This is a genomic window from Streptococcus cristatus, assembly GCF_019685515.1.
Taxonomy (GTDB): domain Bacteria; phylum Bacillota; class Bacilli; order Lactobacillales; family Streptococcaceae; genus Streptococcus.
On the sequence record NZ_JABFFN010000001.1, the window covers coordinates 1,216,442 to 1,231,108 of the forward strand.

A 14,667-nucleotide genomic window follows, 5' to 3' on the forward strand; every position below is an offset into this window, starting at 1 on the left:
TTACAGCACATAATATAATAGAACTTATCAGGTTTATTATATCATATATATTTTAATTGATTTATTTCATTACTAAAGAATTTATTTACGAAATGTCAACTTTAAAGAATTCATTCCTTTGATATTTCTACTATCCTTCAATAAATAATGTCCCTTTATTCATAAAACTAAATATAGCCAATTTATTAATCTATATGCTGTTATAAGATTTAATATATTGGAAATATATTAAATCAAAAGTTTAGAACATAACAAAAAGTGAACTAAACAGAATTCTGATTGTCCCAGAATAATTTGGTTCACTTTTTATTTAATCTATTAGATTTTCAAAATTCATAATGAAGAGCTTTTAAAATATAAATCTATTTTGTCCCCATCTCTTCATATCATAGAAATTCTAATCCTCTTTTTTGCATTTAGTGGCTACTAGTCCTGCACCCAAACCGAGAAGAGCTAAGCCTGCTGCTAGAGCTGCTTGACTTTCTGCACTTCCTGTATTTGGTAACTGCTCTTTTTGAACCGTACCAGCTGCACTTGAAGTGTTTTGTTTTGTATCTGTTTTTTCTGATACTTGTGGTTTTGTAGATTCTTGAGGTACTGGTTTGGTCGTTTCACCAGCCGTACCTACTTCTACGATGCGATCCTGAGCCACGACTTTATCATAGCTTTCTTTTTCAGTTCGCTTGCCATTTTCAACTTCGATCAAGTGAACACGGATACCTTTTTGTCCTTCTTGGAGAACACGGGTTTGACCTGCTGGAAGCTTATCGTTCTTTTGTTCCTGAACCTTGAAGTCAATTGTTTCTTCTTCGATTACAAGTTCTGGTCTGTTAAGGACAAGGTTCTTCACTTCATCTTCTGGAAGGGAGGTTCCTGGTTTCGTTCCAACTTCTACGATGCGATCTTGAGCCATGACTTTATCATAGCTTTCTTTTTCAGTTCGCTTGCCATTTTCAACTTCGATCAAGTGAACACGGATACCTTTTTGACCTTCTTGGAGAACACGGGTTTGACCCGCTGGAAGCTGATCATTCTTTTGTTCCTGAACCTTGAAATCAATTGTTTCTTCTTCGATTACAAGTTCTGGTCTGTTAAGGACTAGGTTCTTCACTTCATCTTCTGGAAGGGAAGTTCCTGGTTTTGTTCCAACCAAGACGATGCGGTCTGTCGGTGCCTCTACCACTTCACGGAGTTTTTCTTCCTTACTTCCACTAGGATTAACCGCTGTGAAGATCCGTTCCTTACCAACTTTTCCTTCTTGTTCTACACGAGTTTCACCTAGATACAGTGTTGGATCCTTTTTCTCAACTGTCTTGTAGGCCAAATCTTTTTCAACAAATTCGAGTTTTGGAAGTTCCTCTTGTACTGCGGCAACAGTCTTCTCAGAAACTGGTTTTTCCTTAGTCAACTGGATACGGTATTCCTTGACTTGTTTTCCACTTTCTGAAACAAGGCGAACAAGTATTGGAAGGCTATCGTCTCCGCTATCTACAACTGTTGAAGCTACTTGATTGCTTTCTTCGACTGAGACTTTTGGACGTTGACCTTTATAGGTGATTTGGTAGTCTTGACGATCTTCAGCGAAGTCAGGAAGCTCTTTTCCATCTACAAGAATCTTCGATTGGGTACTTTCTTGAGGCAATTCACTCGGAGCAAGGAAGGTCATCTCAATCATCGCAACACCGCTCTTGTCTGCTTTACGATCCATACGCCATCTCATGGCTTTGGCTTTGACAGCTTTAAATGTTACGTTGATTTCATCACCAGCTGCGATGTCTTTATCCGCACGATAAGGCACAGCTTCCCAATTTTCTGGATTGTTGAATGGATGAGCTGCATCGTAGGCTTGGTAGTTTGAATAGTAGGTAGGCACTTCAAAATCTGGGCCAATATAGCGTTCCAAAACGAGTTTAGATGGTGCATCTGTACCACTATCTGCAAAGAAGTGAAGTTTGGCTTGCGCTACAGTCCGTTCTACAATCTTACCATTTTCACGGAAGATCACACCTGCTGATACTTCTGGATTAGAAGATGGTGTTGGAGACCAGTTTGTCCAACGACGATTTTCTGAATGATTTCCGTCATTGAGATAGTCCACACGGTCATGGGAGTTTCTATCAATGTCGTTAGTGGCTGAAGCAAAGGCCCGGTTACTATTTTCATCATACTCTGGGTTATTTGAAAGAGCTTCACCAAGTTTGTCTGTCACTCGTACAGTGAACTCAGCAACAAGATCACTACCTAGGACATGGCCTCGAACGGTAAATTGACCTGCTTTTGTCAGATTTTCTGCTGGAACTTCTTCCCATTCAACTGCCAAGTCTTTTGTTTCGTAACCGTCTTTACCTGTGAAGTAAACAGGAACCTTAGTTGGCAATTCAAGCGGTTGCCCTACTTGTACCAAGCGAGCTTGTTTGACCGCGGCAACTGGTTTACGAGAGAGCAAGTCTTTATTGCTTGTAAAGTGTAGACGGTATTCTCCTAGGATATCACCATTTTCAGCTTTCGCGACAACACGAACTGGCTCACCTTCACGAACACTTGGAACGACGGTAGCGAGACCATTGTTGCTAACACTTGCTGTTACTGCAGGAACTTTTCCATCTACTGATTCAAGATAGTAGTCAGTCAAATCAGGGTTAAAGTTTGCTAAGTCTTTACCATCAACTTGGATTCTTGTTTGTCCTTGTTTAGCTGCCGCAACTTGTTTCGCAAAAATTTGTACTTCTGTGATAGACGTTCCTTTCTTGCTATCAAGTCGAACCATACGAATACGAACCGCATAGGTCTCAACTTTATCAAAGCTGAAATGATTCATTTCTCCAGCTTTTAATTGAGCTGGTGCTTTGAGATTGCTTACCTCTTTCCAGTTTGCAGGATCGTTAAAGGCATGGTTTTCCTCACCTACAAAGCTAGGGTTTTTAGGGGCTGTTGGAACGGTCTTACCGACATAATATTCAATCACATAAGACTTCGGTACACCAACTCCGTGGTCTTCGTGGAATCCGACACTTAGATTATCAACTGAACGTTTGCTCAAAATACCTGAATCTCCGAATAGGACACCAACTGAAGCTTCTGGATTAGTACGGTTCCAGTTTGTCCAACGGTTAGCTGGGCGGTCATTAAAGGAAATCAATTTATCGTTGACGTTTGAAACAGGATCAGTTGGATTTGAGTCTGAAGCAAAGGCAAGTGGCAATTCTGAACCGGTCCATTGGTCAGAAATATTTGCTCCCTTCTCAGTTTGAGCTGATACACGAACATGGAGTTTAGTTGTTAATTGCGTACCTTCTAGGCGACCATTAACCGTAAAGACACCTTCCTTGGCGTATTGCTCTGGATCAATCGCATCCCATGTAACCTTAGCTGATGAAACATGACCATTTGAATCGTAGGTACGAACACTTTCTGGTAATTGTGGCGCTTCTGCGATTGGTGTAGTCACACTGACTTCTTCAACTGAAACGATACCTTCTACAGAGACTTTAGCACGCGCTTCAAGGTCAAGGCCTTCAACTTTACCTAGAACTTCAAAGGTTTGATAATGGTCTAGTTTTTCTTTTGGAATAGCTTGCCATGTGACTTTATGAGTTTTAGGGAAACCTTTGTCATACTCAACAGTTACTGTTGATGGAAGAGTAGGTTCTTGATGCAAGTCAGTCACTACATTTACTGGACGGATAGATTGCGCAATCTTCTTCTCAGTGTTGGCTTGGATAGTGAGGTCAACTTGGCCTCTAGCCCCCTCATATTCCGCTTTGAGAGTGACTGATCCTGGCTTATGCAACTCAAGCATTCCTTTACGAACTGCGACTTCCCCTTCACCACTTGTAGAGAAGTTCACCTTATCAGCTGGTAATACAGCTTGCGTTCCGTCTTGATAGTGAGCCCGAACCGACAATTTCACTGTTTGGTCTTCTTTGAGGCTATCAGCTTTCTCCACTTGTAGGCTCAAATGGTCAATTTTTGGCGCTTCTTCGAGGAATTGAATAGCATACATTTGAAGAGGGCCACCATCATTTGGTTGAACAAAGATGCTTGCACGCATGCCGTTTGCTGCGCTTGCTTGCACTACTGTAACAGCTGCATTTTCGGAACTTGCTGTGACTTTAGGCAAGGATGCACCGTAAGCAAGAGTGCGGTATTGCATTGGATGTTGACTAGTAAGGCCTGTGACAGATTCGCCACCTACAGTTACATTTGGTGCTACAGGTGCTGCAACATCACCGTCTTCTACTACAAGGGTAGCGTGAATAGTCTCACCACCCAGTTGGCCAGTCATTGGAATACGTGATCCTGCAACTGACAGTTTAGCTTTATCTGCTTCCGCAATCTCCCACTTATCAACTTCGTATTCTTGTACGCTTCCATCCGTAACAGCAATAGAAACGTATTTGTCAACAGCGCTCAAGTCTGTTCCTGGAGCAACACGCTTAACAGTTGGAAGCTCATTTGCGATTGCTAGAACTTCGACACGGGCCTCAACTTCGCGTCCGTCTGCCATACCTTTAACAGTCACAACTCCTGCTTGGCTCACATCAACTGAAGACCAAGTTACTGGACGTTTTTCACGACTGCCATCACTGTAGATAAAACCGACTGTCTTCGGCATTTTTGGCTCTTTCTCAATAACAGTACGTACTTTTGGTACTTCTGTCCCGAGAACGGTCTTTTCTTGGTCTTCTTTTTTACCAGTAAAGACGGTTACTTGATCAGATTTCAAGAGATCGGAGTGGGCTGTTAGCGTGAATTTACCTGCTTGTTCAGTTGATTTCACAATGGCAACACCTTTACCGTTAAAGGCTCTGCGGATCCATGAACCATCTGCTTGCGCCTTATAGCGTTCACGGCTGGCTTGTTCCCCATTGTCGACACCGACAAGTTGACCTTGTCCGTGCAATTGGAAGCGAACCAGATTATTTGCAGTTGGGACTACATTCCCTTGGCTGTCAACGATTTCGTAGTAGATATAAGTCAAGTCTTTTCCATCTGCTGCGATTGCGTGCTCTTCCTTGATGAGACGAACACCTGCTGGTTGGCCTGCAGTGGTAATCTTGTCACGAGCTATTTCTTTACCAGCTTCATCACGAGCTATAGCTTCCAGAGTACCTGGTTGGTATGCAACCTTCCATTCAAGGTAGAGTTCCTTGGCATTTGCACCTTCCTGGTAAGTGCGTCCATCGCTGGTTTGTTTTTTGTTGAAGGTCTTAACTCCGAGAGATTTTCCGTTCAAGAACAATTCTACGCTTGCAGCGTTTGAGTAAGCACGAACTGGAATCTTACCTTCTGAGTCAGCAACATTTGCTTTTAGAGTAGGATCTTCCCAGTTCCAGTGAGGAAGAAGGTGAACCATTGGTTTCTTCTTAACAGAAACCCATTGGCTTTGGTAGAGATAAAAGTCATGTTTTGGAATACCTGCTGTATCTACGATACCAAAGTAAGAGCTCTTAACAGGAGTTTGATTTTGGTTGTGCCATGGTGTAGGTTCTCCAATATAGTCCGTACCTGTCCAGATAAATTGACCAGCATAGCCAGCGTTGTCACGGTCAAACGTCCATGAATCTGTTGCCGTTTTACCCCAGTTAACTCGGTCATTACCATAGTCAGACTGTTCGTAATGACGTTCAGGGCCGTTGCTATGTTTCAATTCATGTTCAGGACGATAATAGCTACCACGTGTACGGGTTGCTGATGATGTTTCTGAACCGTAAATCAACCAGTTTGGATGTTTCGCACGAAGTTTCTTGTAGTTATCTTCTGAGTAGTTAAAACCAACTGCATCCAGTTCTTCGGCAATCTTCTCATGACCACCACTACCATCACCAAAGCGGAACTTATCTGCTCCCATAGTAACATAACGGGTTTTATCAACATCTTTAATCACTTTTACTAAGCGTTTAACCGTTGCTAGAGAATGAGGTTTACCATCGGCTTCACCGATTTCATTACCGATAGACCACATGAAGACAGCTGGGTTATTTTTGTCTCTTTCGACCATGGTACGAAGATCGTAGTCAGACCATTTTTCACCTTTTCTTGCTTCTGGGTGAGTGGCATCTTTTTCAAAGAAACGTCCGTAGTCATAAGGTTTCTTACCACCATACCACGTATCAAAGGCCTCTTCCTGAACGAGCAAACCAAGTTCTGCTGCGATTTGCAAGGTCTGTGGACTTGCAGGGTTATGAGTTGTACGGATGGCGTTAACCCCCATCTCCTTCATTTGTTTGAGACGGCGATATTCTGCCTTATAGTTTTCTTCTGCTCCAAGCGCTCCATGGTCATGGTGCAAGGAAACACCATGGAATTTAATGCGTTCACCATTCAAAGAGAAACCTTCATTTGGAGTCCAGTGATAGTAACGGTAACCAAACAAATCTTTCTTAGCATCAACCAACTGACCATCACGGTATACACGCGTAATCAATTCGTACAAGGCTGGTTTGTCATTTAAAACTGTCCAGAGTTTTGGTTGTTCAACTTCTAAAATAGCATCAAGACTTGTTGATTCATGTGCTTTTAAGGTACGGCTCGCTGTACGAACCAAGCCCGTTACAGCCTGACCACCACGTTCAACGATTTGATATTCTGCCACCAGTTCATGGTCTTTATCGTCTGTATTGACGATTTTGCTGGTCACATGCGTTTCAACCTTGCCATGTTGCTGTTGTTCTAGTTTTGGTGTTAAGATGGTTGTTCCATTCTTCTCAACATGAACCTTATCTGTCACTTGCAAGGTCACATCACGGTAGATACCGCTACCTGAGTACCAACGGCTACTTGGTTGTTTGTTGATTGCATGGACAGCAATCACATTCTCACGACCATCTTTGTGAAGGTATTTGGTAATATCGTATGAGAACTGGTTATAACCGTTTGGATAATGTCCCACTAACTGGCCATTGACATAGACTTGAGAGTCCATGTAGACCCCATCAAAGGTCACACGAACATTTTTCTTAAGATCTTTTTCATCAAGTTTAAAGGTCTTGCGATACCAAGCTTCACCACCATTGAGCTGTCCACCTTCGTTTTGGGCAGGTGATTGATGGTCAAAATCGTTAAAGATACTCCAGTCGTGTGGTAGATCCAATTTTTGCCATGACGAAACATCTGCATCTGGTTTCACAGCTTCTTTAGAGTTTGCATTGAGTTTAAAGTGCCAATTTTGATTAAAATTCACTTTTCTGTCTTCAATCATTTGATTTACTTCTTCATTTGTCGCAGCTTTCAAATCTTCCTTGACAGGCTTTTCTTGACTTGAAGCTTGAGATTCTACCTTTGGAGCTGTTTCTTCAGGTTTTAGAGATGCTTTCTCCTCTTTTGGAGCTACAGGTTCATCTTCTTTCTTCTCTGGCTTGCTTGCTTCAATTGGAGTAGCTTGACTTTGGTCGACACTTGCAACATCCTTGTGCTCTGTTACAGCTTGACCTTCTTTTTCCTCCACTGCCGGACTTTCCTCTTTTGCTTGTTCCACAGTGCGGGCGATAGGAGTTTCATCAGCGAAAACTGGTGATTCTCCAATGACACTTCCTCCAAATAGAACCGCACAGGTTCCAATCATGACAGAGCAAGCGCCTACGGCAAACTTACGAATGCTGTAGACTCTTTTACGATTCCAATGGCCTTTTTCCATAAAATCCTCCTTTAGTAACCGCTTCCATTTTCTTGTAGGCGTATTACTTTTTCATAGCCTTTTACCCTTATTTTATAAAATAATATAGGAAATTTCAATACCTTAAACACAAAAAATCGTATTTTTGATTGTTTTTTCTAAAATTTGTAGAAGATTCAAAAAAAGTGAATGTAGATTTAGAACAAAAACAAACAAATTTTTGACATTCGGTTAAATATTATAAAAAAGTTCCTTACAAAAGGAACTTTTTTTACTTATAATTAAAGATTCCCCCTGCCAACTTATCAGCTAGCTTGGGAAAGAGGGTATAAAACTTATGGGCTAGATTCAACAAAACTGGGAGATTGAGTTCCCGTTTGTTTTTTCCTATGATTTTGACAATCTTTCTAGCGACTGCATCTGGTTCTAAGAGAAATCGATCAACAGACTTGAGGTAGCTGCCATCTGGGTCTGCCTGGTCAAAAAAGGCAGTACGAATTGGTCCTGGATTGACCGTCGTTACATAAACACCGTAAGGCATAAGTTCGAGGCGCAGAGCATTTGAAAAACCAATGGCCGCAAACTTGGTCGCTGAGTAAAGGCTGGACTTGCCAGTCGCTATCAAACCTGCCATGCTGACGATATTGATAATATGCCCTTTCCGGCTTTCCTTCATACGAGCTCCAAGACGACGAGACAGATTCATCAGGGCAAAGGTATTAACCTCAAACATCTGGTGAATGTCTTGATCAGAGATCTTGTCAAACTCTTCAAAAATACCATAACCAGCATTGTTAATCAAGACATCAATCTTGCCATAACGGAGATAGAGGTCAGCTACCAGAGTTTCTAGGGCTGGGTCATCGGTAATGTCGATTTCAATCAATTCCACATTAGGATGATTTCCGTAGAGTTGTGCCAGTTTTTCCTTGTTTCTACCTAGCAAGATCAATTGGTCATTTGGCAAGAGTTTGACCATTTCTTGGGCTAAGCCACCGCTAGCTCCGGTAATGAGAATAGTACGCATACTTATCCTTTCTCAATCTTCTAGATTTCCACTTCTTCCAAGTCTTTAACCACATGGACATTTTCAAAAACAGTTGCAGCATCTTTCTTAAGCTGACTAATATCCTTTGAGAGGAAGCGGGCACTGATATGATTGAGCAAAAGGCGTTTGACTCCTGCTTCTTCCGCTACTTGTGCCGCCTGCATGTTGGTTGAGTGACCGTGATTGCGGGCAATTTTCTCATCGCCCTTGCCATATGTGGACTCATGGACCAGGACATCGGCATTAACAGCCAGACGCACACTAGCATTGGTTTTGCGGGTGTCACCAAGTATGGTGATAATCTTACCAGGACGGGGAGCTGAGATATAGTCTGCCGCCTTGATTTCAGTCCCATCATCCAAAACAACATCCTGGCCGTTTTTGATTTTTCCAAAAAGCGGGCCAAATGGAACACCAGCAGCCTTAAGTTTTTCAGCATCCAAAGTTCCTTCAAGATCCTTTTGCATGACACGATAACCAACACAAAAAATAGTGTGATCCAGCTCCTCTGCATACACAGTGAATTTATCGGTCTCAAGGATTTTCCCTAGAGAATCTTGGTCAAACTCATGAAAATGAATGCGGTAAGGCAGACGAGAACCTGACACACGTAAACTAGTTAAGACAAAGGACTTGATCCCTTGCGGTCCATAGATGTCCAAATCTGTCTGCTCTTCATTGGCCTGAAAGGCACGACTAGAAAGGAATCCTGGCAAGCCAAAGATATGGTCTCCATGCAGGTGAGTGATAAAGATTTTGCTGACCTTACGTGGTCGAATCGTGGTTTCCAGAATGCGATTTTGCGTTCCTTCTCCACAGTCAAAGAGCCAAACTTCGTTAATCTCATCTAAGAGTTTCAGGGCGAGACTTGAGACGTTGCGGGCTTTAGAGGGCTGACCAGCCCCCGTTCCTAAAAATTGAATATCCATTTGATACTTTCTAATTAATCAATATATAACATGGCTGTGCGGTTTTCCGATCGGAAATAACGCTTGCCAGAAAAAGCAACAGCTTCTTGTAATACATCCTCTTGGCTGTAGCCTTTGAGACGCTTACGACCGTCAGCCAAGCTTTCCAAATCAGTCAAAGCTGTGAGACTCTCCACACTAACAACTTCTTCGTCTCCGGCATTCTTCATGTAAATCTTTCCAGACTCTTCAAAGACGAGTTGATGGGGGAAAATTTGCGCAATCTCAAAAAGCAAGTCATTCGAGATTTCCTCTTCATTTTCAGAGAAAATCCTTCCCAGTCCTTCACTCTCGTAGCAAAATCCAAAAGATTTGCCAGATAAATTAAGACGAATGAAAGGCTTATTTTCAAAGGTGAAACTTGGCTCAGCATTGTAGAGGTTCAATTCCTGGCTTAGTTCTGCAAAATAATCCGTCGCAGCTTGAGGACTCTTTTTCTGGTAGAGTTCTGCAAAGTAGGCATTGACGACACTGGGCGGAGGGGTGATGAGAGCCATCTGCTCTTGCTCTGTTTTGCCAGCTAGAAGTTGATCTAGATAGACCTTATCCAGACTTGTATAGCCCCCATATTTTAGAGCCAAGGTTTTAATATCAGTCATAAAATTCCTCTAACCTCCATTTATTTTTCTCGGAAATGTAGCCTGTAATCACTTCTCCATCATCTTGGTAGTCACGATCTTCAAGAATCGCTACACTCTCTAAATCATGAATCTTGTAGGACTTAGCAAAAGGCACGCGCAGGGTAAATGCTTCAAAAATTTCCTTGATCTTCTCCAAAAACAATGCTTGCAACTGCTCACGACTACCCTCAGACTTGGCAGAAATGAGGGTATACGGCGTTTGAGTAGGCGTGAAATCCTCCACCAAATCCGCTTTATTATAAAGGATCAGACGAGGAATATCCTCCATATCCAAGTCTTTCATGATAGACAGAACCGTTTTTTCATGCTCCTCGTGATAAGGATTGCTGGCATCGATGACATGAACCAGAAGGTCTACATGCTTACTTTCTTCCAAGGTTGACTTGAAACTGGACACCAACTCTGTCGGCAAATCTTGGATAAAACCCACGGTATCTGTCAAAGTTACTTGGAGATTGCCTCCCAGATGGATACTCTTAGTCGTCGCATCCAGGGTCGCAAATAGCTCATCTGCCTCATATTGGGTCTTACTGGTCAAGGTGTTCATGATGGTTGATTTCCCAGCGTTGGTGTAGCCTATCAAGCCAATCTTAAAGGTACTCGACTCCAAGCGTTTTTCTCTGACTGTCGCTCGATTCTTCTCAACCACCTTAAGCTGTCTCTCGATATCTGTGATTTGATTGCGAACGCTACGACGGTTCAGTTCCAACTGACTCTCACCTGGACCACGGGAACCAATTCCCCCAGCCTGACGACTGAGCATAATCCCTTGACCAACCAAGCGAGGCAAGAGATATTTGAGCTGGGCCAGGTGGACTTGGAGTTTCCCTTCATGGCTTCGAGCCCGCATAGCAAAGATATCCAGAATCAACTGCATACGGTCAATAACTTTAACACCGAGAACTTCCTCTAGATTGACATTTTGCCGTGGTGTCAGACGGTTGTTGACGACGACAGTCGTAATTTCTTCCGCATCTACCATGAGTGCAATCTCTTCCAACTTACCAGAACCAACAAAAGTCTTGGAATCATACTTTTCCCGTTTTTGTCTGTAACTATCTACTACAACTGCCCCAGCTGTCTTAGCCAGACTGGCCAACTCTTCCATGGAGAGGTCAAAATTATCCATGCCCTGCAGTTCAACACCAATGAGTAGGACTCGTTCTTCTTTTTTCTCCGTTTCAATCATTTAAAAACTCCTCAATCTGGCTTAGAATATGCTCCTTCACGCCAGACTCTCCTATCTGATAAAAGGTCACCTGCATGCGATTACGGAACCAGGTCAACTGACGCTTGGCAAAACGACGGGTAGCCTGTTTGAGACTCTCACTAGCTTCCTCTAAAGTCTGCTCCCCACGGAAATATGGAAATAGTTCCTTGTAGCCAATTCCTTTGGCTGCCTGCGCATCAGGGTAATGGTCAAAAAGCCACTTAGCCTCATCCAAAAGACCAGCCTCAAACATCAGATCCACTCGGCGATTGATACGTTCATAAAGCTGACTACGCTCATCATCTAAGCAGATAATCAGAGGTTCATACAAAGTCTCTTGATTTTCCAAATCCTGACCAAAATGGGTAATCTCCAAGGCACGCATAGCACGACGACGGTTAAACTGGGGAATTTCAAGACCTGATTGCTCCACAAGATGGGCTAATTCCTCATCTGAATAAGGCTCCAAACTAGCCCGATAGGCTAAAATCTCCTCATGAGGTGTTTCCCCACCTAGATGATAGCCTTCAAGCAAGCTCTGGACATAAAGCCCTGTGCCTCCAGCTATAATGGCTAGCTTGCCACGACTTTGAATCTCCTCAATAGCCTTCTTAGCTTCTGAAACAAAATCAAAAGCCGAGTAAGACTCGGTCACCTCTCTGACATCAATCAAATGATGAGGAACAGCTGCTTGCTCCTCTGGGCTAGCCTTGGCCGTACCAATATCCAACCCTCTGTATACTTGCTGACTGTCACCGCTGACCACCTCTCCACCAAAGCGCTTGGCTACCTCAATAGCAAGGGCTGTTTTCCCAACAGCAGTCGGTCCAACAATCACAATTATTTTTGTTTTCATCTTTTTTCCTTGAAAAATTCCCATTTTTTCGTTACTATTATTATATCACAAAAAGGTCAGTCAGAAAAATGCTACCTCTTGAGGAGCCTGACTGTTCGGGAAGATAAAGGAGGAAGACTCATGGCTAAAGGATTCGCTAAAGGTCTTGTAACAGGTGTCGCAGGCACTGTCGCTGCCGTTGCGGGTGCAGTATACGCAATTAAAAAGAAAGTGATTGAGCCAGAAGAGCAAAAAGCAGCTTTCATCGAAGAAAACCGCAAAAAGGCAGCTCGCCGTCGCGTATCACATTAATGCACAAAAGAAGTTGAGATTTCTCAACTTCTTTTTATTTTTTTAAATAGCCAAATCAAACTTCAGTTGCGGCTTGACTGGATCATAGTCGACCAACTCAAAGTCTTCGGCTTTGATATCAAAGAAATTAGTCTTATCTGGCACATTTAAGACTAAACGAGGTTGGCAGTTTGACGGCTCACGACGGAGCAATTCCTCTGCTTGTTCAAACTGATTATCATAGATATGAAGGTTATTTATAAAGTAGAAGAACTTCCCAACCTTCCAGCCGAAATGCTTGGCAATCATCATCTGAAGAGCTACGTACTGCATAGCGTTAATGTGGTGGGCCACCAACATGTCATTCGAACGCTGAGTCAAGGTCGCATCCAGATAGATTTCCCCATCAACGCGACGGACATCAAACATGGTCTGAAAGGCGCATGGAAGGAGGCCGTCTGTCTCCTCAAATGCTTGGTAATCCCAGAGTGAGATGATATTGCGACGGTTCCAGGGATTGGCTTCCAACTGCTTGAGAATCTTATTAATGATATCGTGTTTCTTAACGACCGCACCGTAGCGTTCACCAATGGTTCCCGTATCTCCCACTTCCCAGTCATTCCAGTAGTGAACATTGTACTTGCTATTCAGCACTTCTAGGCTATTAGACTGATCTTGGTAGATCCAGAGTACTTCCTTGATAGCGGATTTGATTGCAATGGGACGCAAGGTTGTGATGGGAAATTCCCCCTTAGATAAATCATACTCGGCAAAGGCACCCGTTATGTACTTGGAATTGGCAACAGTTCCATCTTTGTACTTAGGACGTGCCTGCTCAGAAAAGACACCTTCCTTAAGAATTCGTTCTATATTTTCTTTAAAAATCGTATCTGCTTTTGTCATTTACTCTCACCTCATTTATTGTCCTAACTAGTATAGCATAAAAAAAGAAAGGAGGAAAATCACTCGCTTCTAGAAAGCAATTTTCTCCTTTTTTATTTTACTGCAATACAAGTGATGCTGCTCCGATAACTCCAGCGTCATTTCCTAGAGTTGCAAGAGCCAATTTAGTGGATGTGCGTACTTGTGGGAAGGTATTTTCATCATAAACCTTTTGCACGCCTTGTAGAAGGAATTCTCCCGCAGCTGACACCCCACCACCGATAACGATTGTTGAAGGATTGAGGATTGAGCCGATATTGGCACAAGCGATTCCCAAGTAACGCGAGAAGTTACGGTAAACGATCAAGGCAAGATCGTCCCCTTCTTTTGCGAGGTCAAAGACAGTTTTAGCAGTTACTTCTTCCCCATCGTCAATCAAGCGTTTCAAGGCTGCATCACCTTCGTATTCATCTGCATAACGACGAGTCAGGTTGACAATCCCTGTTGCTGAAGCAACTGTCTCAAGACAGCCTTTTTTACCACAGGTACATGCGATTGGTTGGTCAAAGTCAACAGTGATATGACCAAGCTCTCCTGCCGCACCAGCAACACCGTGAAGCAATTTGCCTTCTGCCACGATACCGCCACCAACACCTGTACCAAGTGTCATAAAGACAACGTCTGGTTGGTTGTCACCAGCGCCCATCCAGCGCTCACCAAGAGCAGCTACGTTGGCATCATTATCTATGAAGAATGGAATGCCCAAGGCTTTTTCAATCTTTTCTTTAATCGGTTGAAGGGTTTTCCAGTTTAGGTTGTAGGCACCGATAACAGTCCCTTTTTCACGATCAACCACACCAGGTGATCCCATTCCAATCCCTCGGAAATCCGTAGCTGACAATCCAAGCAAGTCCAAACGATGCTGAATAGACTCAATCATATCATCTACAATATGGCTTCCTTCGTCCAAAATATTGGTCTTAATAGACCATTTTTCTTGGATTTCTCCCTCTTGAGTTAAAATTGCGAACTTGATAGATGTTCCACCAAGGTCAATCCCAATAATCTTTTGACTCATCGTCTTCTCCTTTTTAATTGAAAATGCTTACAGATATAGTATAACAGAATCATCAGCTTTATGCAAAGGTTTGCGTGATTTTATTGTTAATTTCTATCA

Annotated in this window: 9 protein-coding genes; 1 reads left to right on the forward strand and 8 read right to left on the reverse strand. The window is 42.8% G+C overall.

What is annotated here, in order from left to right; translation table 11 throughout:
• Positions 1-397 precede the first annotated feature (397 nt).
• The 6 genes from bgaA to miaA all read right to left on the reverse strand — a co-directional run bounded on the left by bgaA (position 398) and on the right by miaA (position 12,338).
• On the reverse strand, positions 398-7,636 hold the full coding sequence (gene bgaA / locus FOA33_RS05845; protein WP_221160957.1) for an LPXTG-anchored adhesin/beta-galactosidase BgaA: 7,239 nt from the start codon (positions 7,634-7,636) through the stop codon (positions 398-400).
• Positions 7,637-7,886: 250 nt separating this feature from the next.
• Entirely contained in the window at positions 7,887-8,642 is a 756-nt protein-coding gene (locus FOA33_RS05850; protein ID WP_221160958.1) for an SDR family NAD(P)-dependent oxidoreductase, read from the reverse strand.
• Positions 8,643-8,662: 20 nt separating this feature from the next.
• Positions 8,663-9,592, reverse strand: coding sequence for a ribonuclease Z (gene rnz, locus FOA33_RS05855; protein ID WP_221160959.1), 930 nt, complete (start codon positions 9,590-9,592; stop codon positions 8,663-8,665).
• Positions 9,593-9,606: 14 nt separating this feature from the next.
• Positions 9,607-10,230 (reverse strand): cystathionine beta-lyase, encoded by a 624-nt coding sequence (locus FOA33_RS05860; protein WP_221160960.1) that lies wholly within the window; start codon positions 10,228-10,230, stop codon positions 9,607-9,609.
• On the reverse strand, positions 10,223-11,461 hold the full coding sequence (hflX, locus tag FOA33_RS05865) for a GTPase HflX (RefSeq protein WP_221160961.1): 1,239 nt from the start codon (positions 11,459-11,461) through the stop codon (positions 10,223-10,225). The genes FOA33_RS05860 and hflX overlap by 8 nt, the downstream gene beginning before the upstream one ends.
• On the reverse strand, positions 11,454-12,338 hold the full coding sequence (miaA, locus tag FOA33_RS05870; protein ID WP_221160962.1) for a tRNA (adenosine(37)-N6)-dimethylallyltransferase MiaA: 885 nt from the start codon (positions 12,336-12,338) through the stop codon (positions 11,454-11,456). The genes hflX and miaA overlap by 8 nt, the downstream gene beginning before the upstream one ends.
• A 120-nt stretch (positions 12,339-12,458) precedes the next feature.
• Here miaA and FOA33_RS05875 point away from each other — a divergent pair, with 120 nt between their 5' ends.
• Complete coding sequence (locus FOA33_RS05875; RefSeq protein WP_001051782.1) at positions 12,459-12,629, forward strand: DUF3042 family protein; 171 nt, start codon at positions 12,459-12,461, stop codon at positions 12,627-12,629.
• 42 nt (positions 12,630-12,671) lie between these two features.
• On the opposite strand, the gene FOA33_RS05880 is transcribed toward FOA33_RS05875, so the two are convergent.
• Positions 12,672-13,511 (reverse strand): thymidylate synthase, encoded by an 840-nt coding sequence (locus tag FOA33_RS05880; protein ID WP_084874322.1) that lies wholly within the window; start codon positions 13,509-13,511, stop codon positions 12,672-12,674.
• Positions 13,512-13,608: 97 nt separating this feature from the next.
• Positions 13,609-14,568 carry an ROK family glucokinase gene (locus tag FOA33_RS05885; protein WP_000078548.1) on the reverse strand — a complete coding sequence of 320 codons (960 nt, stop codon included), beginning with the start codon at positions 14,566-14,568 and terminating at the stop codon, positions 13,609-13,611.
• Positions 14,569-14,667 lie beyond the last annotated feature (99 nt).

Coding starts and splice junctions, on each gene's coding strand:
- bgaA (WP_221160957.1), bottom strand. CDS start 7,636: ATGGAAAAAGGCCATTGGAATCGTAAAAGAGTCTACAGCATTCGTAAG.
- FOA33_RS05850 (WP_221160958.1), bottom strand. CDS start 8,642: ATGCGTACTATTCTCATTACCGGAGCTAGCGGTGGCTTAGCCCAAGAA.
- rnz (WP_221160959.1), bottom strand. CDS start 9,592: ATGGATATTCAATTTTTAGGAACGGGGGCTGGTCAGCCCTCTAAAGCC.
- FOA33_RS05860 (WP_221160960.1), bottom strand. CDS start 10,230: ATGACTGATATTAAAACCTTGGCTCTAAAATATGGGGGCTATACAAGT.
- hflX (WP_221160961.1), bottom strand. CDS start 11,461: ATGATTGAAACGGAGAAAAAAGAAGAACGAGTCCTACTCATTGGTGTT.
- miaA (WP_221160962.1), bottom strand. CDS start 12,338: ATGAAAACAAAAATAATTGTGATTGTTGGACCGACTGCTGTTGGGAAA.
- FOA33_RS05875 (WP_001051782.1), top strand. CDS start 12,459: ATGGCTAAAGGATTCGCTAAAGGTCTTGTAACAGGTGTCGCAGGCACT.
- FOA33_RS05880 (WP_084874322.1), bottom strand. CDS start 13,511: ATGACAAAAGCAGATACGATTTTTAAAGAAAATATAGAACGAATTCTT.
- FOA33_RS05885 (WP_000078548.1), bottom strand. CDS start 14,568: ATGAGTCAAAAGATTATTGGGATTGACCTTGGTGGAACATCTATCAAG.